This window comes from Rhizobium sophoriradicis, from assembly GCF_025200795.1.
GTDB classification, from domain to species: Bacteria; Pseudomonadota; Alphaproteobacteria; order Rhizobiales; family Rhizobiaceae; genus Rhizobium; species Rhizobium sophoriradicis.
This window is the reverse complement of the sequence record NZ_CP104152.1, coordinates 342,202-362,891: the sequence shown is the minus strand read 5'-3', so window position 1 is coordinate 362,891 and position 20,690 is coordinate 342,202. Positions and strand designations below refer to the sequence as shown.

16 protein-coding genes are annotated in these 20,690 nt (G+C 62.6%); 5 read left to right on the top strand and 11 right to left on the bottom strand.

Annotation, left to right across the window (positions count from 1 at the left end; all coding sequences use genetic code 11):
* Positions 1 to 37: 37 nt before the first annotated feature.
* Positions 38 to 1,990 carry an acetoacetate--CoA ligase gene (locus N2597_RS01780; RefSeq protein WP_183597471.1) on the bottom strand — a complete coding sequence of 651 codons (1,953 nt, stop codon included), beginning with the start codon at positions 1,988 to 1,990 and terminating at the stop codon, positions 38 to 40.
* A gap of 233 nt (positions 1,991 to 2,223) precedes the next feature.
* Here N2597_RS01780 and N2597_RS01775 point away from each other — a divergent pair, with 233 nt between their 5' ends.
* The gene (locus N2597_RS01775) at positions 2,224 to 4,113 is read left to right on the top strand and encodes an AsmA family protein (RefSeq protein ID WP_183597473.1); all 1,890 of its coding nucleotides are present in this window, start codon (positions 2,224 to 2,226) and stop codon (positions 4,111 to 4,113) included.
* Position 4,114: 1 nt separating this feature from the next.
* Here N2597_RS01775 and N2597_RS01770 read toward each other — a convergent pair whose 3' ends face one another.
* The 5 genes from N2597_RS01770 to N2597_RS01750 all read right to left on the bottom strand — a co-directional run bounded on the left by N2597_RS01770 (position 4,115) and on the right by N2597_RS01750 (position 9,703).
* Complete coding sequence (locus tag N2597_RS01770) at positions 4,115 to 4,933, bottom strand: ABC transporter permease (RefSeq protein ID WP_106796787.1); 819 nt, start codon at positions 4,931 to 4,933, stop codon at positions 4,115 to 4,117.
* Between the two features lie 3 nt (positions 4,934 to 4,936).
* Positions 4,937 to 5,848, bottom strand: coding sequence for an ABC transporter permease subunit (locus tag N2597_RS01765; protein WP_183597475.1), 912 nt, complete (start codon positions 5,846 to 5,848; stop codon positions 4,937 to 4,939).
* 4 nt (positions 5,849 to 5,852) lie between these two features.
* A complete protein-coding gene (locus N2597_RS01760) occupies positions 5,853 to 6,995 on the bottom strand; it encodes an ABC transporter ATP-binding protein (protein ID WP_038692239.1) in 1,143 nt (380 codons plus the stop codon).
* Between the two features lie 76 nt (positions 6,996 to 7,071).
* The gene (locus N2597_RS01755; RefSeq protein ID WP_183597477.1) at positions 7,072 to 8,169 is read right to left on the bottom strand and encodes a polyamine ABC transporter substrate-binding protein; all 1,098 of its coding nucleotides are present in this window, start codon (positions 8,167 to 8,169) and stop codon (positions 7,072 to 7,074) included.
* Between the two features lie 124 nt (positions 8,170 to 8,293).
* Positions 8,294 to 9,703, bottom strand: coding sequence for a helix-turn-helix domain-containing protein (locus N2597_RS01750; protein WP_183597479.1), 1,410 nt, complete (start codon positions 9,701 to 9,703; stop codon positions 8,294 to 8,296).
* 193 nt (positions 9,704 to 9,896) lie between these two features.
* On the opposite strand from N2597_RS01750, the gene aceA reads away from it, so the two are divergent.
* Together aceA and N2597_RS01740 are read left to right on the top strand one after the other, a co-directional pair.
* A complete protein-coding gene (gene aceA / locus N2597_RS01745; RefSeq protein WP_183597481.1) occupies positions 9,897 to 11,186 on the top strand; it encodes an isocitrate lyase in 1,290 nt (429 codons plus the stop codon).
* Positions 11,187 to 11,207: 21 nt separating this feature from the next.
* A complete protein-coding gene (locus N2597_RS01740; protein ID WP_004673767.1) occupies positions 11,208 to 11,444 on the top strand; it encodes an SMc00767 family acetate metabolism repressor in 237 nt (78 codons plus the stop codon).
* A gap of 95 nt (positions 11,445 to 11,539) precedes the next feature.
* Here N2597_RS01740 and N2597_RS01735 read toward each other — a convergent pair whose 3' ends face one another.
* Entirely contained in the window at positions 11,540 to 12,409 is an 870-nt protein-coding gene (locus tag N2597_RS01735; RefSeq protein ID WP_038686966.1) for a LysR family transcriptional regulator, read from the bottom strand.
* An 87-nt stretch (positions 12,410 to 12,496) separates the two neighbouring features.
* Here N2597_RS01735 and N2597_RS01730 point away from each other — a divergent pair, with 87 nt between their 5' ends.
* Positions 12,497 to 12,751 carry a hypothetical protein gene (locus N2597_RS01730; protein ID WP_183597483.1) on the top strand — a complete coding sequence of 85 codons (255 nt, stop codon included), beginning with the start codon at positions 12,497 to 12,499 and terminating at the stop codon, positions 12,749 to 12,751.
* Here the strand turns inward: N2597_RS01730 and N2597_RS01725 are convergent.
* The 4 genes from N2597_RS01725 to N2597_RS01710 form a co-directional block, all read right to left on the bottom strand.
* A complete protein-coding gene (locus N2597_RS01725; protein WP_183597485.1) occupies positions 12,724 to 14,571 on the bottom strand; it encodes a methyl-accepting chemotaxis protein in 1,848 nt (615 codons plus the stop codon). The genes N2597_RS01730 and N2597_RS01725 overlap by 28 nt on opposite strands.
* A gap of 203 nt (positions 14,572 to 14,774) precedes the next feature.
* A complete protein-coding gene (locus N2597_RS01720; RefSeq protein WP_106796791.1) occupies positions 14,775 to 17,306 on the bottom strand; it encodes a methyl-accepting chemotaxis protein in 2,532 nt (843 codons plus the stop codon).
* A 310-nt stretch (positions 17,307 to 17,616) separates the two neighbouring features.
* Positions 17,617 to 17,760, bottom strand: a complete 144-nt coding sequence (locus tag N2597_RS01715) for a hypothetical protein (RefSeq protein ID WP_170961360.1) — start codon at positions 17,758 to 17,760, stop codon at positions 17,617 to 17,619.
* A gap of 181 nt (positions 17,761 to 17,941) precedes the next feature.
* Positions 17,942 to 19,162 carry a BaiN/RdsA family NAD(P)/FAD-dependent oxidoreductase gene (locus N2597_RS01710; RefSeq protein ID WP_183597487.1) on the bottom strand — a complete coding sequence of 407 codons (1,221 nt, stop codon included), beginning with the start codon at positions 19,160 to 19,162 and terminating at the stop codon, positions 17,942 to 17,944.
* 87 nt (positions 19,163 to 19,249) lie between these two features.
* On the opposite strand from N2597_RS01710, the gene N2597_RS01705 reads away from it, so the two are divergent.
* Positions 19,250 to 20,686 (top strand): glutamine synthetase family protein, encoded by a 1,437-nt coding sequence (locus N2597_RS01705; protein WP_038686957.1) that lies wholly within the window; start codon positions 19,250 to 19,252, stop codon positions 20,684 to 20,686.
* Positions 20,687 to 20,690: the final 4 nt, after the last annotated feature.

Below are 20,690 nucleotides of genomic sequence, written 5' to 3'. Positions count from 1 at the left end.
TGCTGAATGGTGAAAGCTTGTGGTTTACCATTCCTTATCAATCCTTGAGTTCGCTCAAGCCCGCAAAGAGCTGTAGCGCCTCGGGATTGGCGAGCGCTTCCTGATTTTTCACCGGCCGGCCATGCACGACCTCGCGCACGGCAAGCTCGACGATCTTGCCTGACTTGGTGCGGGGAATATCGGCAACCGCGATGATCTTCGCCGGAACATGGCGAGGCGAGGCGCCGGTGCGTATCCGTGTCTTGATCGCCTTGACCAGATCCTCGGTCAGCGTCACGCCCGCTGCCAGGCGAACGAAAAGGATGACGCGCACGTCGTCGTCCCATTCCTGCCCGATGCACAGCGCCTCGACCACCTCCGCCATCTGCTCGACCTGGTTGTAGATCTCGGCCGTGCCGATGCGCACGCCGCCGGGATTGAGCGTCGCATCCGAGCGGCCGTGGATGATCAAGCCGCCATGCCCCGTCCATTCGGCGAAATCGCCGTGGCACCAGACATTGTCGAACCGGTCGAAATAGGCGGCGCGATATTTGGCGCCGTCGGGATCGTTCCAGAACATGATAGGCATCGAGGGGAAGGCCTTGGTGCAGACGAGTTCGCCCTTCTCGCCGCGCACCGGCTTGCCGTCATCATTCCAGACGTCGACGGCAAGGCCGAGGCCCGGCCCCTGGATCTCGCCGCGCCAGACCGGTTGCAGCGGATTGCCGAGCACGAAACAGGAGACGATATCGGTGCCGCCGGAGATCGAGGCGAGCTGCACATCTGCCTTGATGCCCTCATAGACGAAGGTGAATCCTTCGGGCGACAACGGCGAGCCGGTCGAGGTCATCAGCCGCAGGCTGGAGAGATCGTGGCTTTGGCGCGGCGTCAGGCCGCTTTTGCGCACCGCATCGATATATTTCGCCGACGTGCCGAAGATTGCGAATTTCTCGGCCTCGGCATAGTCGAACAGCACATTGCCGTCGGGCGCAAATGGCGATCCGTCGAACAGGCACAGCGTGGCGCCGCTGGCAAGACCGCTGACCAGCCAGTTCCACATCATCCAGCCGCAGGTGGTGAAATAGAAGAGCTTCTCGCCGGCCTCGAGGCCGCAATGCAGCCGCTGCTCCTTCAGGTGCTGCAACAGCGTGCCGCCGGCCGAATGGACGATGCATTTCGGCACGCCCGTCGTGCCGGAGGAAAAGAGGATGTAGAGCGGATGGGCGAAGGCGAGTTGGGTGAATTCGATTTCGCTCGCCTCATAGGGCGCAATGAAGGTCTCCAGCGTCGAAGCGCCAGGCGTTACGCGCGCCACCGCCTCGGCATCGCCGGCATAGTGGACGACGATCGTCGGCACGCCCAAGCTTTTCGCCACCGCGGCGACCTTGACGCCGACATCCTGCAGCTTACCCGAATACCAATAGGCATCGCAGGCGATGAAGAGCTTCGGGCCGATCTGGCCGAAACGGTCGAGCACGCCCTGTTCGCCGAAATCGGGGGAGCAGGACGACCAGATGGCACCGATCGAGGCGGCCGCCAGCATGGCGGCGACGGTCTCCGGCATGTTCGGCATCATCGCGGCGATGCGGTCGCCTTCGCCGATACCCTGCGCCTTGAGGGCCTGCTGCAGCCTCGAGACCAGCGCGCGCAGCCGATCCCACGACCAGCGATCGCTGGCCTTATCCTCGCCGCGGAAGAGGATGGCATCGCCCTCACCGCGGCCGGGCAGCAGGTTTTCGGCGAAGTTCAGCGTCGCCTCGGGAAAGAAGCGGGCGCCGAGCATGCTGTCGCCGTCGATCAGCACTTCGGGGCCGCGTTTTCCCTTCACGCCGCAGAAATCCCAGACGGTCGACCAGAATTTCTCCCGCTCGGCGACAGACCATGCATGCAGGTCCTCAAAGCCTGAAAGCGATAGCCCGAAGTCTCTATTGCAGCGCTCCATGAAGTCATGGATCGGGCTTTTTGCGACGGCTTCGTCCGATGGCACCCAAAGTGGTCTGTTGTCCTGCATTCAATCCTCCTCCCCAATCTCGCCTTTATATCATGCTGCATTGCATTATAAAGGGCGGAACCCGAGCGCATCCGACGCCCGGCGAACAGGGCGGAAAGCGCATCCCATCTCAGCGTCGAACCAAAATACCCGCGCACACGCGCCGCTGGAGGGATTTGCATCTGCCCGATATTTCCTATATCCGGCGAAATCAGCGCTTAACGGCTTAACCGGCTGAATGACCGGCGGAGATCATGGGTACGTCAAGACATCGCAGGTGGCGCAGGAAGATCGGACCCGTTTCGCGCTGGCTGCCGACTTTTGCGCGTGTTTCGACCGTGCTGCTGCTGATTGCGCTTGGGCTTTTCGTGGCGCTGAGGGTGGCCGCGCCCTATCTCATCACGACCGGTTTCGTGCGCTCCGGCATCGAGGACGCGCTGTCGAAATGGACGGGCTATCAGGCCGAGATCAAAGGTGATCCGGTTCTCGAATTCTGGCCGACGCCACGCATCATACTGAACGAGGTCACTATCCGCCAGCCGCGCGAAAGCGGCGACAAGCTGCTCGGCAGCATTGAAAGCCTCTCGGCCGATTTCAGCCTCATCGATGCGCTGAGAGGCCGAACCAGTTTCCACGAATTCCATCTGGTGCGGCCGAACCTGGCGTTGACGCGTGACGAAAAGGGGCTGATCGACTGGAGTTATGCCGGCCTGCTTGCCCGTGCGATCAACGGCGTGCGTTACGAAAACGGAGCGGAGGTGCTCGATCCCGCTCTCGACGCCGAGATCGGCGCGGTGACCGTCGAAGACGGCACGCTTGCCGTCACCGACATCATGAGCGCCAAGACCTACCGTTTCGACAGCATCACGGCCGATATTGCCTGGCCGCGGCTCTCGGACGCGATCTCGGCTGTCGTCATCGCCCGCAGCGACGGCGAGGACCTGAAGGTCGATTTCGCCTCGCGCCAGCCGCTGCTCGCCTTTGCCGGCAAGAGCGCCGAGATGCGGACATCGCTGACGTCAAACCTGCTGACCGCGCGTTTCCGGGGGATTGCCAGCATCGCCAGCCTTTCAGCCCTTTCCGGCAATATCGCCGCCAGCATTCCCGATGTGCCGGCGCTTCTCACATGGTCGGGCAGGTCGATCCCCGGCATCGGGACACTGAAGAGCGCGTCGCTGGAATCCGACATTGTGTCGTCGGGCAGCGGCCTGCGTTTCAACGACCTCAGCCTGTCGCTGAACGAGGCAAGCGCCACCGGCGTCATGGATCTTTCGACCCAACCCGGCAAACGTCCGAAGATCGGCGGCACGCTTGCCTTCGACCAGATGAACCTCAAGCCATTCCTCGACGCCTTTGCGCTGAGACTTGCCGCCGGCGAGGCGGAGGAAATCTCGGGCATGCGCGAACCGCTGCAACTGCTCGACATCGACGTCAGGCTTTCGGCGCGACGCGCGCAGATGGGCCTCTTCGAGCTTTCCGACGTCGGCGCCAGCATGATCGTGACCGGTGGCGAGGCGAAATTCGATATCGGCGACAGCGCCTTCGAAGGCGGTGAGATGACCGCCCATCTGGAGGCGACGCAGCGTGATTTCGACGGCGGCGGCAAATTGCAGCTGTCGATCCGCGACGCCGACTTCGCAGCCCTTGCCGAGCGCCTGCAGCTCAAAGGGCCGCTGCCGCTTGCGACGGGATCCCTCGATCTCGACCTGCAGTCGCCGAAGGCGATCTGGACGACCGGCCTTGCCGACGTTACCGGCAGGCTGCACTTCTGGACGAAAGAGGGCACGCTCCCCGGCATCGACGCCGCAGCACTGCGGAGCCAGGCGGCCGAAAAGCAGTTCTTCCCGCTAAGTGCGGCGGCAGGCGGCGCCTTTGCCTTCGGCCGGCTGGACCTTCAGGCCGATTTCGCCAATGGTTCGGCCGAGATCCACGACGCTCATATCACCGGGCCAGCACAGACGCTGACGCTCTCCGGTGTCATCACCTATCAGTCGAACGGGCTGGCGCTTTCCGGATCGCTGGAGGCAACCGATCCGGCAAAGGCGGCCGAGCTGCCGCTTCTGCCGTTCTTCATCGGTGGCTCCTGGCCAAACCCTGTCATTTCGCCGGTCCCGCTTTTCGGCAACAGCCCTCACGCGCAGTAAATCAGGCCGCGGCGGCAGCCGCCCGCTCGTCCCGGTCCCGCTGGATTTCGCGGCGCTTGGTAATGATCGAGGCGCAGATGACGCCGACCGCGACGATGCCGATCAGGATGGTGCAGATCGCATTGATCTCCGGCGTCACCCCCAGGCGCACCTGACTGTAGATCTTCATCGGCAGCGTGGTTGCGCCCGGGCCTGAGGTGAAGCTTGCGATCACGAGATCATCCAGCGACAGCGTGAACGCCAGGATCCACCCGGAAAACACTGCCGGCGAGATGATCGGCAGGGTAATTTCGAAGAAGGTGCGCACCGGCGGCGCCCCCAGATCCTGCGCCGCTTCCTCGATCGACTGATCGAAGCTTAAAAGCCGTGACTGCACGACGACGGCGACGAAGCACATGGTCAGCGTCGTGTGCGCCAGTGTGATCGTCCAGAAGCCGCGGTCGAAGCCGATCGCCACGAAAAGCAGCAGCAGCGACAGGCCGGTGATGACCTCGGGCATGACGAGCGGCGCATAGACCATGCCGGAGAACAGCATGCGGCCGCGAAAGCGGGTGTAACGCACCAGCGTCAGCGCCGCCATGGTGCCGAGGATGGTGGCGAAGGTGGCCGACAGCAGACCGACGCGGATCGTCACCCAGGCGGCATCGAGCAAAGCCTGGTTCGACAGCAGCGAGACGTACCATTTGGTGGAGAAGCCGCCCCAGACGGTAACGAGCTTCGACTCGTTGAAGGAAAAGATTACCAGCAGCACGATCGGCAGATAGAGGAAGGCAAAGCCGAGCACGACGGAGATGATGTTGAAACGGGTCCATCGCAGCATGGTCTATCTCCCCCGCTCTTCGGCCTTGGCCTGTGCATTCTGGAAGAAGACGATCGGGATCACCAGGATCATCAGCAGGATGGTTGCGACCGCCGAGGAAACCGGCCAGTCGCGATTGGCATTGAACTCGTTCCAGAGCGTCTTGCCGATCATCAGCGTCTGCGAACCGCCGAGAAGATCGGGGATGACGAATTCGCCGACGGCTGGGATGAAGACCAGCATGCAGCCCGCCACCACGCCTGGGATCGACAGCGGGAAAGTGACGCGCCAGAAGGCCCGGATCGGCGTGCAGCCGAGATCCTGGGCCACTTCGATCAGCGTGCCGTCCATCTTTTCGAGCGCCGAATAGAGCGGCAGCACCATGAAGGGCAGGTAGGAATAGACGATGCCGATATAGACGGCCGTCGGGGTGTTGAGAATGATCAGCGGGGTGTCGATGACATGCAGCGACAGGAGAAGCTGGTTCAGCAGGCCTTCGGGCTTCAGAATGGCAATCCAGGCATAGACGCGGATCAGGAAGCTCGTCCAGAACGGCAGGATGACGAGCATCAGCAGCGTCGGGCGGATGGTGCGCGGCGCCTGCGCCATGCCATAGGCGATCGGATAGGCGATCAACAACATCAGCAAGGTCGAGATGCCAGCGATGATGACGCTCGACAGATAGGCGTTGAAGTAGAGCGGATCGTCGGTGAGATAACCGTAATTGTCGAAGGAGAAGGTCGCGACCTTGCTCCAGAAGCCGGCCCAGCCATCGGCAAGGGAGAAGACCGGCTCATAGGGCGGTATGGCAATCGCCGTCGTCGACAGTGAGATGCGGAAGACGATGAAGAATGGCGCCAGAAAGAAGAGCAGCAGCCAGGCATAGGGAATGACGATGACGAGGCGGTTATAGAAGCGTGAGGCCAGCGTTCCCATGATCTCAATCCTTCAGCAGCACGCCGGCATCCTCATCGAAGGAGACCCAGACGTCCTGATCATAGGTGAAGGGGTCTTCGACGGAGCGCTGTGCATTGAGCAAAGAGGCTCTGACGAACTGGCCGCTCGCCAGCTTGATATGGAAGACGGTCATGTCGCCGAGATAGCCGATATCCCAGATCTCGCCCTTGGCCGCGTTGACCGCGGCGTTCGCCGGCGCCGCGCGGCTGACGCGGATCTTCTCGGGGCGGATGGCAAACCCGGCCGTGCTGCCGATCGCCGGAGCGTCGGGCGCGGTGATGCGGATGGTGAATCCGCTGTCGACTGATATCTCGGTTGCGCCGTTCCCCGATGTCGTCACCTTGCCGTCGAAGATGTTCACGTCCCCGATGAAATCGGCGACGAAGCGGGAATTCGGCGCCTCGTAGATTTCGGCCGGCGTAGCCACCTGCACCACCTTGCCGTGGCTCATGACGGCGATGCGGTCGGCCATGGTCATCGCCTCTTCCTGGTCGTGGGTGACGACGACGAAGGTGAGGCCGAGGCTCTGCTGCAGGTCCATCAGCTCGAACTGGGTTTCCTCGCGCAGCTTCTTGTCGAGCGCGCCGAGCGGTTCGTCGAGCAGCAGCACTTTCGGGCGCTTGGCGAGCGAACGGGCGAGCGCCACGCGCTGGCGCTGGCCGCCGGAGAGCTGGTTCGGCTTGCGCGACGCAAACTGCTCGAGCTTGACGAGCTTCAGCATCTGCGCGACGCGCTCGGCCATTTCGTCCTTCGGCATGCCGTCCTGCTTCAAGCCGAAGGCGATGTTCTTCTCGACGGTCATATGCGGGAAAAGCGCGTAGGATTGAAACATCATATTGACCGGCCGCTTGTAGGGCGGCGTGCCGGCGAGGTCGGTGCCATCGAGAACGATTTCGCCCGATGTCGGCTGTTCGAAGCCGGCGAGCATGCGCAGAAGCGTCGACTTGCCGCAGCCGGACGCGCCGAGCAGTGCGAAGAACTCGCGGTGATAGATATCAAGCGACAGATCATTGACGGCGGTGAAATCGCCGAAGCGCTTGGTGACATTCTTGAAGGCAATGAAAGGTTTTGCGGACGGATCGGTCCAGGGCGCGAAAGCGCGGCGGATATTGCCTAAGGATTTCATATTATTCCCCGAAAAATATGCGTATTCGGCCGCCAATTGAAAGGCCCGGACGTTGCCGTCCGGGCCTGGCATTGACTTACTGGCCGGTGACGACCTTCGTCCAGATCCGCGTCGCCGTGCGCTGGGTCTTCGGGTCCCACGGCTTGACGGTGAACAGGTTCTTCATCACCTCTTCGGTCGGATAGACAGCCGGATCCTCCAGCACTTCCTTGCTGATGAACTGCTGCGAAGCCTTGTTGCCGTTCGCATAGAAAGTGTGGTCGCTCGCCTTGGCGATCACCTCGGGCCTCATCATGTAGTTCAGGAACTCATGCGCTTCGGCCACATGCTTGGCATCGGCGGGGATCGCCATCATATCGAACCACATCTGGGCGCCCTGTGCGGGGATCGAATAGTTGACCTCGACGCCATTCTTGGCTTCGGCGGCGCGGTCGCGGGCCTGCAGCATGTCGCCGGAATAGCCGAAGGCGATGCAGATATCGCCGTTGGCAAGGGCATTGATATATTCGGACGAATGGAACTTGCGGATATGGGGGCGGACCGCCGTCAGCAGTTCCTCGACCTTCTTGAAATCTTCGGCCTTGGTGGAGTTCGGATCGAGGCCGAGATAGCGCAGCGCCGTGGTCATGACGTCCTTCGGCGTGTCGAGCACGTAGATGCCGCAGTCCTTGAACTTTTCGGCGACCTTCGGATCGAAGATCACTTCGAGGCCGGGTTTGACGTCGGGCCCGAGGATTTCCGCGACCTTCTTGACGTTGTAGCCGATACCGTCGGTCCCCCACATGTAATCGACCGCATATTCGTTGCCCGGATCGTAGGCAGCGGTGCGCTGCAGGATCACGTCCCACATGTTGGACAGGTTCGGCAGCTTCGACTTGTCGAGCTTCTGGAAGACGCCGGCCTGGATCTGGCGCTGCAGGAAGTCGGCGGTGGGAACGACGACGTCATAACCGGTGCCGCCGGCAAGCAGCTTGGTTTCGACGGTCTCGTTCGAATCGAAGGTGTCGTAGACGACTTTGATGCCGGTTTCCTTGGTGAAGTCGGTCAGGATGCTGTCGTCGATATAATCCGACCAGTTGTAGACATTGACCACGCGCTCCTGGGCGAAGGCCGGAGCGGCGGCAAAGAGCGCGGCAATGGCGGCGGCCGTCACATTTGCGATGGTTGACCTCATGACTTCTCCTGTTTGTTCAAAGCGTCCGCATTCCCGGACGTCTTTTCCCTCTGGTTTGCCCGCAGACTAAGAAGGAATTTCTAAGCCCACAAGCGCAAAAACTGCGCTGTCGACGATTTCACAATCACTGGAAGTCGAAGGCGCTGAGCCCCGCCACCATCTCGTCGAGCCCGAGCGGTCTCGTCACCGGCGGCTCGGCGCGGGAAAGGCAGCCGCGCCGCTCGCAGAGGCGACAGGCCGGGCCGATCGCGACCGGATCGACCGCCGTCATCTGCCCGTAGGCCAGGCTGTCTGCAAGGGCGGCGTCACAGCCGATCAGCATCGCCGTGCGCCTGACCCTTTCGCCGAATTCGACGCTCGGCCCCTCGAGCGTGCGGGCAACCGTCAGGAAGGATGCTCCATCCGGCATAACCACCGTCTCGGCAAGAATCTGGCCCGGCTGCAGGAAGGCGGCGTGGATATTGAGCTTCGGACAGCCGCCGCCGAAACGGGCCTGCGGAAAGCCCTGGGCGCCGCCTCGCCGCAGCCGGTGGCCGGCGGCATCGATCTCCATCAGGAAGAAGGGGATGGCCGCCGCCCCAGGACGCTGCAGCATGGTCAGACGCGTGGCGGCATGGCCGAAGGACACGCCGAAGCGGGCACGAAGAATATCGATGTCATAGCGCGTCGCCTTGGCCGCCGACAGAAAGGCCTCATAGGGCATGGCGAGCGCTAGGGCCGCGATGCGGGCCAGCTCGAAACGGCCAATGCGGCGCGCCTCGGCAGAGGAGAGCGAGAGATCGTCGAGCTCGGCATCGATGGCCGGCAGCAAAGCCAGGTTGGCCGCCTCGATTGCGATCTCATGCGCACGGTCGGCCGGCGACAGCCGCTCGGAAATGAACAGCCGCATCGAATGACGATCGAAACGGCGGCGCAGATCCGGCATGACGTGCACCGGCAGGACGCGCACCGCAATGCCGCGCTCGGCGCGCAGCCAGTCCTTCAGCCCGGCGGCAAGATCGGCGCCACCGGGAAGCGTCGCGGCAAAGGCTTCCGCCGCCGTCTCGATCCGTTCGAAATAGGCCGATCTGCGCTCCAGCGCCTCGCGCAGCTCGTCGAGCGGCAACCGGCCGGCGGCAACGGGTGCATGTCCCTCAGCGGCCATCAGCGCCGTCAGGTCCGAGAGCCGGGCGGCCTGTTCGCGATAGGCGCGATAGAGCTTGATCATGCCGGCCGCGGCATTGGGTGCGGCCTCGGCCACTTCCACCAGTTCCTGGTCGCCGGGCAGTTCACCCGAAAGCAGCGGGTCGGCGAAGACCTCCTTGAGCTGACCGAGGCTGCCGCCGGTCTGCCCGCGCAACTCCTCCAGATCGACCCTGTAGACGGCCGCGAGCTTCAAGAGCAGCTGCACCGTCAACGGCCTTTGGTTGCGCTCGATCAGGTTCAGGTAAGAGGGTGATATTTCGAGCGCCTCGGCCATGGCGGTCTGCGTCAGCGCCAACGCATTGCGGATGCGCCGCAATTTCGGGCCTGCGAATATCTTCCGTTCCGCCATTGTCACACCCTTTGACAAGCAAGCGGCGCCAACGTTTACAAAATTTTACAAATTCACAGCGCCACTCTGTCAATCCTCGTCATCTTAACCTCTTTCTGGCCAGGAAATCAAAGGTTTTTCTGGCCATCCCGCACGATGTTGTCAATCTTGTCATCAATACCCCTGATAAAGGTTTTGTAGTGAGGAGATCAGCATGACCGATTTTTACAAACTTGTTCCCAATGCGCCGGCGGGCCGCTTCGATGGCATCGAAAGGCCCTATTCGGCCGATGACGTGCAGCGGCTCAGAGGCTCGGTGGCGCTGACCCACACGCTGGCCGAAATGGGGGCGGACCGGTTGTGGCGGCTGCTGCGCCAGGAGGATTTCGTCAATGCGCTCGGTGCCCTTTCCGGCAACCAGGCGATGCAGATGGTACGGGCCGGGCTGAAGGCGATCTATCTCTCTGGCTGGCAGGTGGCGGCCGACGCCAATACGGCATCGGCGATGTATCCCGATCAATCGCTCTATCCCGCCAATGCCGGGCCCGAGCTTGCCAAGCGCATCAACCGCACGCTGCAGCGCGCCGATCAGATCGAGACCTCGGAAGGCAACGGGCTTTCCGTCGACACCTGGTTCGCGCCGATCGTTGCCGATGCGGAAGCCGGCTTCGGCGGACCGCTCAACGCCTTCGAGATCACGAAGGCCTATATCGAGGCAGGTGCTGCCGGCGTGCATTTCGAGGACCAGCTCGCCTCGGAGAAGAAATGCGGCCATCTCGGCGGCAAGGTGCTGATCCCGACGGCCGCCCATATCCGCAATCTCGACGCCGCCCGGCTTGCCGCCGACGTCATGGGCGTGGCAACGCTGGTGATCGCCCGCACCGACGCGGAAGCGGCAAAGCTCTTGACCTCGGATATCGACGAGCGCGACCAGCCCTTCGTCGATTACGATGCCGGGCGCACGGTCGAAGGCTTCTACCAGGTCAGAAGCGGCATCGAGCCGTGCATCGCCCGGGCAGTCGCCTACGCGCCGCATTGCGATCTGATCTGGTGCGAGACCTCCAAGCCGGATCTCGAGCAGGCGCGCAGCTTTGCCGAGGGCGTGCACAAGGTCCATCCCGGCAAGCTGCTCGCCTATAATTGCTCGCCTTCGTTCAATTGGAAGAAGAACCTCGACGAGGCGACGATCGCCAAGTTCCAGCGCGAACTCGGGGCGATGGGCTACAAGTTCCAGTTCATCACGCTCGCCGGCTTCCACCAGTTGAACTACGGCATGTACGAACTGGCGCGCGGCTACCGGCAGCGACAGATGTCGGCTTATTCCGAGCTGCAGGAGGCGGAATTCGCCGCAGAGGACTACGGCTATACCGCCACCAAACATCAGCGCGAGGTCGGCACCGGCTATTTCGACGCCGTGTCGCTCGCCATCACCGGCGGCCGGTCGTCGACCACCGCCATGCACAATTCAACCGAACATGCGCAGTTCAAACCGGCTGCGGAATAACCCGAAGAGGAGGGCAAGACCATGGCATCCATTTCACGCGTCCGGGAACGGGCCGAAGAGCAGACGACCAGCATGAGCGAGGATCAGCAGACGACGATCCGCATGCTCGCCAACGACCTGCACCGGCTGAACCAGTCGGTCATGAAAGCCGTCGAGGCCGGCGTCTCGGTCGAACTGGTACGCTCGGCCCGTCATCACGGCGGCGACGGCAACTGGGGCGACCTGCTCATTCCGGTCGTCGTCACCAACCGGCATTGACCGGGACGGCCGACGCGGCCCGACTTTCAACCAAAGCGCCCGCGCATTCGATGAGTGTGCGGGCGCTTTGCCGTAAACATAAAATGCCTTGACGATCAGCCGCGGCTCGGCCGTTTTCCGGCGAAGAGATCGGCATAACTTCGGATGAGCTTGGTCATTCGGTCGGCAACCGTGCGGATTTCGGGGCGATGACGGTCCTCGGCATTCATGACGATCCATTGGCGGTGGCGCAATTCCGGCAACTCGCCGCCCTGGCGCTGCAATTCCGGGTGGAGATCGCCGACGAAACAGGGAAGCACGGTCTTGCCGGCGCCGGCACGCACCAGATCCGGCAGCGAACGCGGCCGATTGACGGTGGCAACGATCCCGGATGCGGCATGGGCGTGCGGCCAGCGCAGATAGGCCGAGATCGCCTCCTCCTCGCCGACGGCGATCCAGCGCTCGTCGGTCTCGGCGGCGTTGCGTCTGGCATAGACGGCATAGGCCACCTCCCCGAGCAGGCGGGCGGCCAGGTTGGCCTCCTCCGGCTCGAAGGCGCGAATGCCGATATCGCTCTCACGATAGGCAAGGCTCGCCCGCGCCTCGCCGATGGACAGCGAAATCGCGAAGGCATCGCCCGGCATGCGGATTGCGGCGAAATTTTCGGTCAGCAGCCAGGCGAGCCAGGTGCCGGCGGTGATCCTGACCGTCGTGCCGCCCTCACCGGATTGGCGCCAGGCCTCCACCTTGCGGGCAGCAGCTTCCATTTCCTGAAGATGATCGAGCAGCGCCTGGCCATCCTGCGTCAGCCGATAACCGGTCTGGCTGCGCGAAAACAAGGCGCGGCCGACCTCCTGCTCGAGATCGAGCATGCGCCGGCCAACGGTCGCGGGACTGAGCCCGCTGGCAGCGCTTGCTCCCGTCAGGCCGCCGAGCCGGGCGACCTGCAGGAAAAGCTGATAGGAATCCCAATTCGCGTTTTTCATTGATGAAAAACATAGCGGGATTTTCTCTGTTTATGAAGAGAATTTTGAGGCCTAAATGACGTGATGTCTAACAGAAAGGACATCGCCATGTTCGACATGATCACCATCGCCGGCGTCCACGGATACCGGCATTCCTGCAAGCCAAGCGGTTCCAAGGCGGATGAAGAGCGGTTCTATGCCGAGTTCGGAGACAGCAGCATCGTTCGCTTCGCCGCCTGGATTACCTCGCTCGACCTGATGTTAAGGGGGGTCGCATCGAACGGAAGGCGCCGCAGCGTTGCGGCGCAATCCTGCGGCCGTCACGGCCGCGTTCCTCAGGCAACTTTCCTTGCGCCGAGGTGAGCGGCCGCCGGTTCTGCGCCGATGCGGAAACGCTCGATCAGTGTCATCAGCGTATCGGCTTCGCCGGCGAGCAGGCGGCTTGCCTGCGTCGTCTCGGCAACCATCGAGGCGTTCTTCTGGGTCATCTGGTCCATGGCGTTTACCGAACCGTTGACCTCCTGCAGCGCCGCTGACTGGTCGCGGCTGGCGGTGGCGATGGTCTCGACATGGCCGCTGATCGCGATGATTTCCTGGCTGATCGAGGCAAGAACGCTGCCGGTCTTCTGGACCAGCTCGGAGCCGGCCGTCACTTCGCGGCTGGATGTCTCGATCAGCGACTTGATCTCGCGCGCCGCATCGGCCGAACGCTGGGCAAGCTCACGAACCTCCTGGGCGACGACGGCAAAACCCTTGCCGGCCTCGCCGGCCCGCGCCGCCTCGATGCCGGCATTGAGCGCCAGAAGATTGGTCTGGAAGGCGATATCGTCGATCACTTCGATGATCTGTTCAATCCGCTGCGAAGCCTCTTCGATGCGCCCCATGGCAGCGACGGCATCGCCGACGACGGCGCCGGAATTGTCGGCCGTCTTCTTGGTCGCGGCGACGACGCTGTTGGCTTCACGGGCGCGCTCGGCGGAAGAGCGAACCGTGACGGTGATCTCTTCGACTGCGGCGGCGGTCTCCTCGAGGTTTGCCGCCTGCGCTTCGGTGCGTTTCGAAAGCTCATCGGCGGAAGCCGAGACGGCGCCGCTGTTGCGCTGGATCGTCGAGGCACTGTCGCGGATGCCGGAGAGCGTATCCTGCAGCCGCAGCAGCGAGGCGTTGAAATCGACGCGCAGCTGCTCCAGCCGGCCGACGAAAGGCGTGCCGATCGTTTGCGAGACATCACCCTGCGATAGACGCCCAAGGCCGGCGGCAAGCTGGTTGACGGCAAAGTCGATCTGGCCGTCGAGCGAACGCTTGTCGGCATCGTTCCTGGCGCGCTCGGCATCGCTGAGCGCGCGCTGTTCGGCCGCCTCGGTTTCCAGGTCGCGGCGGGCGCGGGCGCTGTCGCGGAAGAGCGAGAGGGCGCGGCCGATCTCGCCGAACTCGTTCTTCTTCTCGAGACAGGGGATCGCCCCTTCGAGATTGCCCGAGGAGATTGAGTGGACGCTCGCGGTCAGCGTCTGCAAAGGCTTAACCGACCAGCGGATCGCATAGAAGGCGAGAACACCGACGATGAGCATGACGACGGCGCCGATGCCGAGAACCAGGATCAGCAGCTCATTCATGCGCTGATAATAGAATTCCATCGGAATGCCGATGAAGAGAATGCCGACATTGGCATTCGATGCGTTCTTGATCGGGAAGTAACCGGTCATGAATTCGCGGCCGAACAGTTGGGCCGGGCCGAAATAGGCTTCGCCCCGCGCCAGGACCTTCTGAGCCGGGTGCTCGGCTGCAAGCTTGGTGCCGACGGCGCGGTCGCCGTTTTCCTTCTTGACGTTGGTGGATATGCGGACGTAGTCGCCGCCCTGCTTCTGGAAGATCGTCGCAACGCCGGCAATCGACTGAGCGGTGCGGTCGACCAGCGAATGATCGGCAAGGGCCGGAATGGCCTCTTCGGTGACGGCAGAGAGCTTGTTGTCCTTGACCTCGACCTTGGCGGCCTGATCGGCCGCGCCGTAGAGGACGGCCATGGCGCGGGCGGCGTCCCTGGCGTCGGAGACGGCGCCATCCATCACATGGCCACTCAGATTGTAATAGGTCACGCCGACAATCGCCGCCGTGCTGATCGCCAGCAGAAACAGCGTGATCGCAACGATCTGGCGGACGATGGATGTAGAGAAAAGGCGCGGCATCAAAACCCCCGGCGACACAACAAGGGCTAAATTAGAGGAAAAGCGTTAAGGAAAATTTTCCGTAAATCTGAATTGGCCGGGATAATAACCGCCCCGTTTTCGGACATTCCGATCGGCCTGCCAAGGCGGCCGATCGTGCCTTACCAATACGCAAACGGCCCCGGAAAACCGGGGCCGTCGAAACAATGGAAATCAAGCGCTGATCAGGCGGCGCGGTAGACCCGCGCTTCACCCACCCCGCCGTCGATCTTGAACTGCTGGATGAGGCGGCGCAGCGCATCGGCCTCGTCGGCCAGTTCGCGGCTGGCGGCGGTCGTCTCCTCGACCATGGCGGCGTTCTTCTGCGTCATCTGGTCCATCTGGTTGACGGTCGAGTTGACGCTCTGCAACGCGTTGGACTGGTCGTGGCTGGCGCGGGCGATCATCTCGACATGCTGGCTGATCGTGACGATTTGGGCGCTGATCTTGGCGAGCACCGTGCCGGTCTCCTGCACGAATTGTGAGCCGGAGCTGACCTCGTTGGTCGACTTGTTAATCAGTCCCTTGATCTCCTGCGCCGCGGCGGCGGAGCGCTGGGCGAGTTCCCGGACTTCCATGGCGACGACGGCGAAACCCTTGCCGGCCTCGCCTGCGCGCGCCGCCTCGATGCCGGCGTTGAGCGCCAGCAAGTTGGTCTGGAAGGCGATCTCGTCGATGACGCCGATGATCTGCTCGATCTGGCGCGCGGCATCCTCGATGCGGCCCATTGCGTCGATCGCATTGCTGACGACGACGGCGGAATCGTCGGCGCTGCGCTTGGCCTGCCGGACGATCTGGTCGGCATCCTTGGCGCGTTCGGCCGACGAGCGCACCGTGACGGTGATCTGATCGACGGCAGCCGCCGTCTCTTCGAGCGAAGCCGCCTGTTGTTCGGTGCGCTTGGAGAGATCCTCGGCCGACTGGGCCATCTGGTTGCCGTTGCCCTGGATCAGTTCGACATTGTCGCGGATCTGGCTCATCGTTGCCTGCAGGCGCAGCATCGAACCGTTGAAGTCCTGACGCAACTGTTCGAGGCGGCCGATGAAGGGCGTTTCGATCGTCGTCGAGATATCGCCCTGCGACATGCGTTCGAGGCCGGCGGCAAGCGCGTTGACGGCAAATTCGATCTGCCGGTCCATCTCGCGCTTTTCGGCGTCGTTGCGCTGGCGCTCGTGTTCGGCGGCGGCGCGTTCCTCGTCGCTCTGCTCCTCGATGCGGATCTTCGAGATGGCATTCTCCTTGAAGATGCCGAGCGCGCGGGCCATGTCGCCGATTTCGTCGTAGCGCTGCTCGCCTGAAATCCTGGTATCCAGCGACCCTTCGGCGATGCGGCGCATGGCGGCCGTGATCTGGCTGATCGGGCGCTGCAGCGTCAGCACCAGGGCGATGCCGCCGAGGATCGACAGCAAGATGCCGAGACCGGTGGTGAGCACCGAGATGCTGTTTGCCTGGGTGCGCTCGGTGCCGGCCGTCTGTTTCTGCAGCTCGGCGAAATCGGTCAGCTTCGTCCAGATCTGGTCGAGTTCCTGGCGGGCGGCGGCATAGGCCGAGACGCGCTCACCGATCGTATCGACGATCTTCGAGCCACCGCCGGAAATGGCGTCCAGCGCCGGCTGGATCGCGCCGGAGATGCCTTCGGCAAAGCCCATGCCCTTGGCGCTGGTGGTCAGAACCTGCATGTCCTTGCCGAGCGTGCCGGCCTGCTGCTGCAGGCGCACGAGATTATCCTTGCTCGAATTGGAGAGGAAGTCGGACAGCACGATCTGCAGCGCATAGACGGAATTTTCCAGGCGCCGCGTGTCCTGAAGGACGGAGTTGGTCTGGGCGATGCGGCCCTCGAGCTCGGCGAAGCGCTGGGTTGCCTCGCGCATCTTCTGCGTCGCGGTGAGCTGCGTATAGGTCGAGGTCTGGCGGAAGCGGGAGACGAGACGGCCGAGTTCGGCGACGTTCTCGTCGGTCGGCGCGGGCATCTGGGCAATCGCCTTGATGCTGTCGATCGTCGCCGCCAGGGCGTCGATGACGTTCTTCTGGTTGGTTGGGACCGAAATGGCGATCAGACGCTGGGCCTTGATGATCTCCGGCATCTGCTCGTTGATGAAGGCGATCTTGTCCTGCGGCGTCTGCGGCTTGCTGAAGCCGCTGGCGACTGTGCCGAGGAAATCGCCGCCCTTCAGCAGGCGGTCGGCGGTGCGAAGAGTGACGGTGGCAGCACTCTCATCGCGCTGGAGCGCGGTCTGCAATTCCTCGGCCTGGTAGGAGACCGTGAAGCGGGTGCTGATCAGGCTCTTCTGCGCTGCGTCGATCTGCTCGTGCAGCGCGACTTCCTGCTCATGCAGGGCCCAGAGCTTGTCGACGACGCCCGATATATCCTTGGTACGGCTCGAGGCTTCCGCAAGGCTGTCGCGGCCGGCAGCCTCTTCGCCCACCTGGTTCAGCGTCTGGTCGAGCACGCCCTGCTGAGTCTTCAGATCGGTGAGCAGCTTGTCGCGCGCCTGCTGACTGGTAATGCGCAGGAAATCGTCCATCGAACCGTAGAGATCCTTGAACCCGCTCAGCGACTGCAGCACGCTGTTGGAGATTTCCATGCGGCCCTGCAGAAGTCCGGAAGCATAAAGGCCCGTCAGGCCCACCGCCGAAATGGTCACAACGAAGGGCAGAACGAAGATCAGAACCTTCGTCTTGATCCTGAAGCGGGAAAGAATCTTGTCAATCAACATGGCGTTCCGGGCCTTTCATACACAACTCCTCCCGCGGGCAGCCATCAGGCGCGCCAGCCGAGTGCACATCGAGCTATTCTTTTTACATCGGGGGACCCGGAAGCCAGGCGGCAGTCATTGCCGGTTCATGCCCAAGCAAGTTGGAGATGCCCAAATAACGCGGGCAATTGTGTCAGCTTAGGTATTAATTTTCGGATAAGCGGTGACGGCGGGTTCCGCCAAGACGGTGAAATAGTTGCAATTTAGGCGCCACAGGACCGCGATGCCGCGATCGGAAGGCGCCAAGGTTACTTTCAGATGCGAGGACAGGTCAGAGGAGGTGCGCGAGCAACAGCGCCAGGCTGGCGGCTGTGGCGCCGGCTGCGAGCATCAAATATCGCAGGACGGCCATCCTGATGTCAGGCTTTGCCTGGGTGATTGCGATGGCGCGGGCGCGTCGTGCGTTTCTGGTCATGCTCGAACCTCACTCTTCTGACACAACAATCCAACAAAACGGCTTGCGGGTAAAGCTTAATCTAGGAAGAGCTTTGCAAACCGCCAATTGAGACAGGATGGCGCACCTCTCTTAAGAAGTCTTGAATCGTATTGCTAATATATGCGGCAGCAGTTCCGCCGATATGCAGGCAGCGAAAGCTTCAGGCGCATTCGCCCGCGGCAAATCCCGAGGCCCAGGCCCATTGGAAATTATAGCCGCCGAGCCAGCCGGTGACGTCGACGCATTCGCCGATGAAATAGAGGCCGGGCACGGCCTTGGCCTCCATGCTGCGTGAGTCGAGCGCAGCCGTATCGATGCCCCCGAGCGTCACTTCGGCGGTGCGATAGCCTTCAGAACCGGAAGGCTTGACCGCAAAGTTCTGGGCGCTCGCGGCAAGACGCAGCAGCGCCTTGTCGGCTAGGTCGGCCATATTGCCTGAGATCTTTTCGCGCTCGACGAGAAACTGCGCCAGCCGCTTCGGCAGGATCTCGCCAAGCGCGGTCTGGGCCGACTGGCGGCCGTTCAGCTGCTTTGCCCTCTTCAGCTGCGCGGCGATGTCGATATCCGGTTCGATGGCAAGGACGATCTCGTCGCCTTCGCGCCAATAGGAGGAGATCTGCAGGATGGCAGGTCCGCTCAAGCCGCGATGGGTAAACAGCAGTGCTTCGCGGAAGGCTGTCTTGCCATGGCGGATTTCGGCCGGAGCGGAAATGCCGGCAAGCGGCGCAATGCTTGCGAGCAGGCCCGGATCGAGCGTCAGCGGCACCAGGGCCGGGCGGGTTTCGAGCACGGCCAGGCCGAACTGCTCGGCAAGGCGATAGGCAAAGCCGGTGGCTCCCATCTTCGGGATCGATTTGCCGCCGGTGGCGACGATCACAGATGCGGCTTCGTAAACCCCGTCGCCGGTCGAGACGCGGAAACCCGTCTCCAGCCTTTCGACGGCCGATATATCGGTGCCGAGCTGCAGCACCGCGCCGACGGCGCGCATCTCGTCCAAGAGCATGCGGATGATGTCCTTGGCGCTGTCGTCGCAGAAAAGCTGGCCGAGCGTCTTTTCATGCCAGGCAATGCCGTGCCGCTCGACCATGGCGATGAAATCGGCAGGCGTGAAACGGGCAAGCGCCGACTTGCAGAAATGCGGATTGGCGGACAGAAAATTCTTCGGCCCGGCATGGATATTGGTGAAATTGCAGCGGCCGCCGCCGGAGATGCGGATCTTCTCGCCGGGCGCTCGCGCATGGTCGAGAACCAAGACCGAGCGACCGCGTTTTCCCGCGCGGATGGCCGCCATCATGCCCGCCGCCCCGGCGCCGATGACGATGACGTCGCTTTTGCGCTGCAAACCCGTTTCCTTAATCAAATCCGGCGTCTTCTTTTCCATCGAAGAGCGAAAGTCAACGTTCTCGACCTCTCGCCAATTGGCAAAGTCCGGCTATGATGGCGCCAAGATCAACCAAACCGGTGTGTCATGTCCCCAAAAAAGACGACGCTGAAGCCTGCCAGAACCGTACCCGCCTCGACGAAAACTCCCCCGGAACCCGGATCCCTGCGCGGCGTTGCGAACTGGAAGGAAGCGGCGCAGTGGCTGAGAGCCAGGGGCATCGAAGACATCGAATGCATCACGCCCGACCTTGCCGGCGTGCCGCGCGGCAAGATGATGCCGAGTTCGAAATTCACCTCCAACACCTCGCTGGCGCTGCCTTCCGCGATCTACCGGCACACGATTTCCGGCGAGTACCCGGAAGAGACGGAGAGCTTCCGCTACGAGCCGCGCGACAGCGACCTGAAGCTGATGCCCGATCTTTCGACGCTTTCGGTCGTGCCCTGGGAGAGTGACCCGACGGCGCAGGTGATCTGCGACATCGTCGATTCGGACGGCGGCGAAGTGCCCTATACGCCGCGCAACGTGCTGAAGCGGATCATGAGCCTTTATCACGACCGCGGCTGGAAGCCGATCGTTGCGCCCGAGATCGAATTCTACCTGGTCGCCAAGAATGACGACCCCGACTATCCGCTGCATCCGCCGAAGGGCCGCTCCGGCCGCTCGATCCTCGGCGGCCAGGGTTATTCGATCGCCGGCATCAACGAATTCGACGAATTGATCGACGACATCTACCATTTCTCGGAGAAACAGGGGCTGGAGATCGACACGCTGATCCATGAAGAGGGACCGGCCCAGCTCGAAATCAACCTGCGCCACGGCAATCCGATCGAGCTTGCCGACCAGGTGTTCCTGTTCAAGCGCACGATCCGCGAGGCGGCCTTAAAACACGACATCTATGCGACCTTCATGGCCAAGCCGATGCAGGGCCAGCCGGGGTCGGCAATGCATATCCACCAGTCGGTGGTCAATATCGAGACGGGCCGGAACGTCTTCTCCAATGCGGATGGATCGGCATCGAAGGAATTCTTCCACTTCATCGGCGGTATGCAGAAATTCGTGCCGAGCGCGCTGGCGATGCTTGCCCCTTACGTGAATTCCTACCGGCGCCTGCAGCCGGACATGTCCTGCCCTGTCAACAATGCCTGGGGCTACGACAACCGGACCACCGCCTTCCGTGTCCCGGTGTCCGATCCGCAGGCACGGCGGGTGGAAAACCGACTGCCGAGTTCGGACGCCAATCCCTATCTGGCGCTCGCCGCCTCGCTCGCTTCCGGCCTGCTCGGCATCATGAAGCAGATCGAGCCGACGGCGCCGACGGAGGATTCTGCCAATGAGGGCTCGATCGACCTGCCGCGCGGCCTCTTGGAAGCGGTGGCGCTGATGGAGGATGAGCCCGCCTTCGAAGAGGTGTTCGGCAAGCAGTTCATCGGCCTTTATGCCGGCGTCAAGCGCGGCGAGTTCGAGACCTTCATGCAGGTGATCAGCCCCTGGGAGCGGGAATTCCTTCTGCTCAACGTGTGAGGGA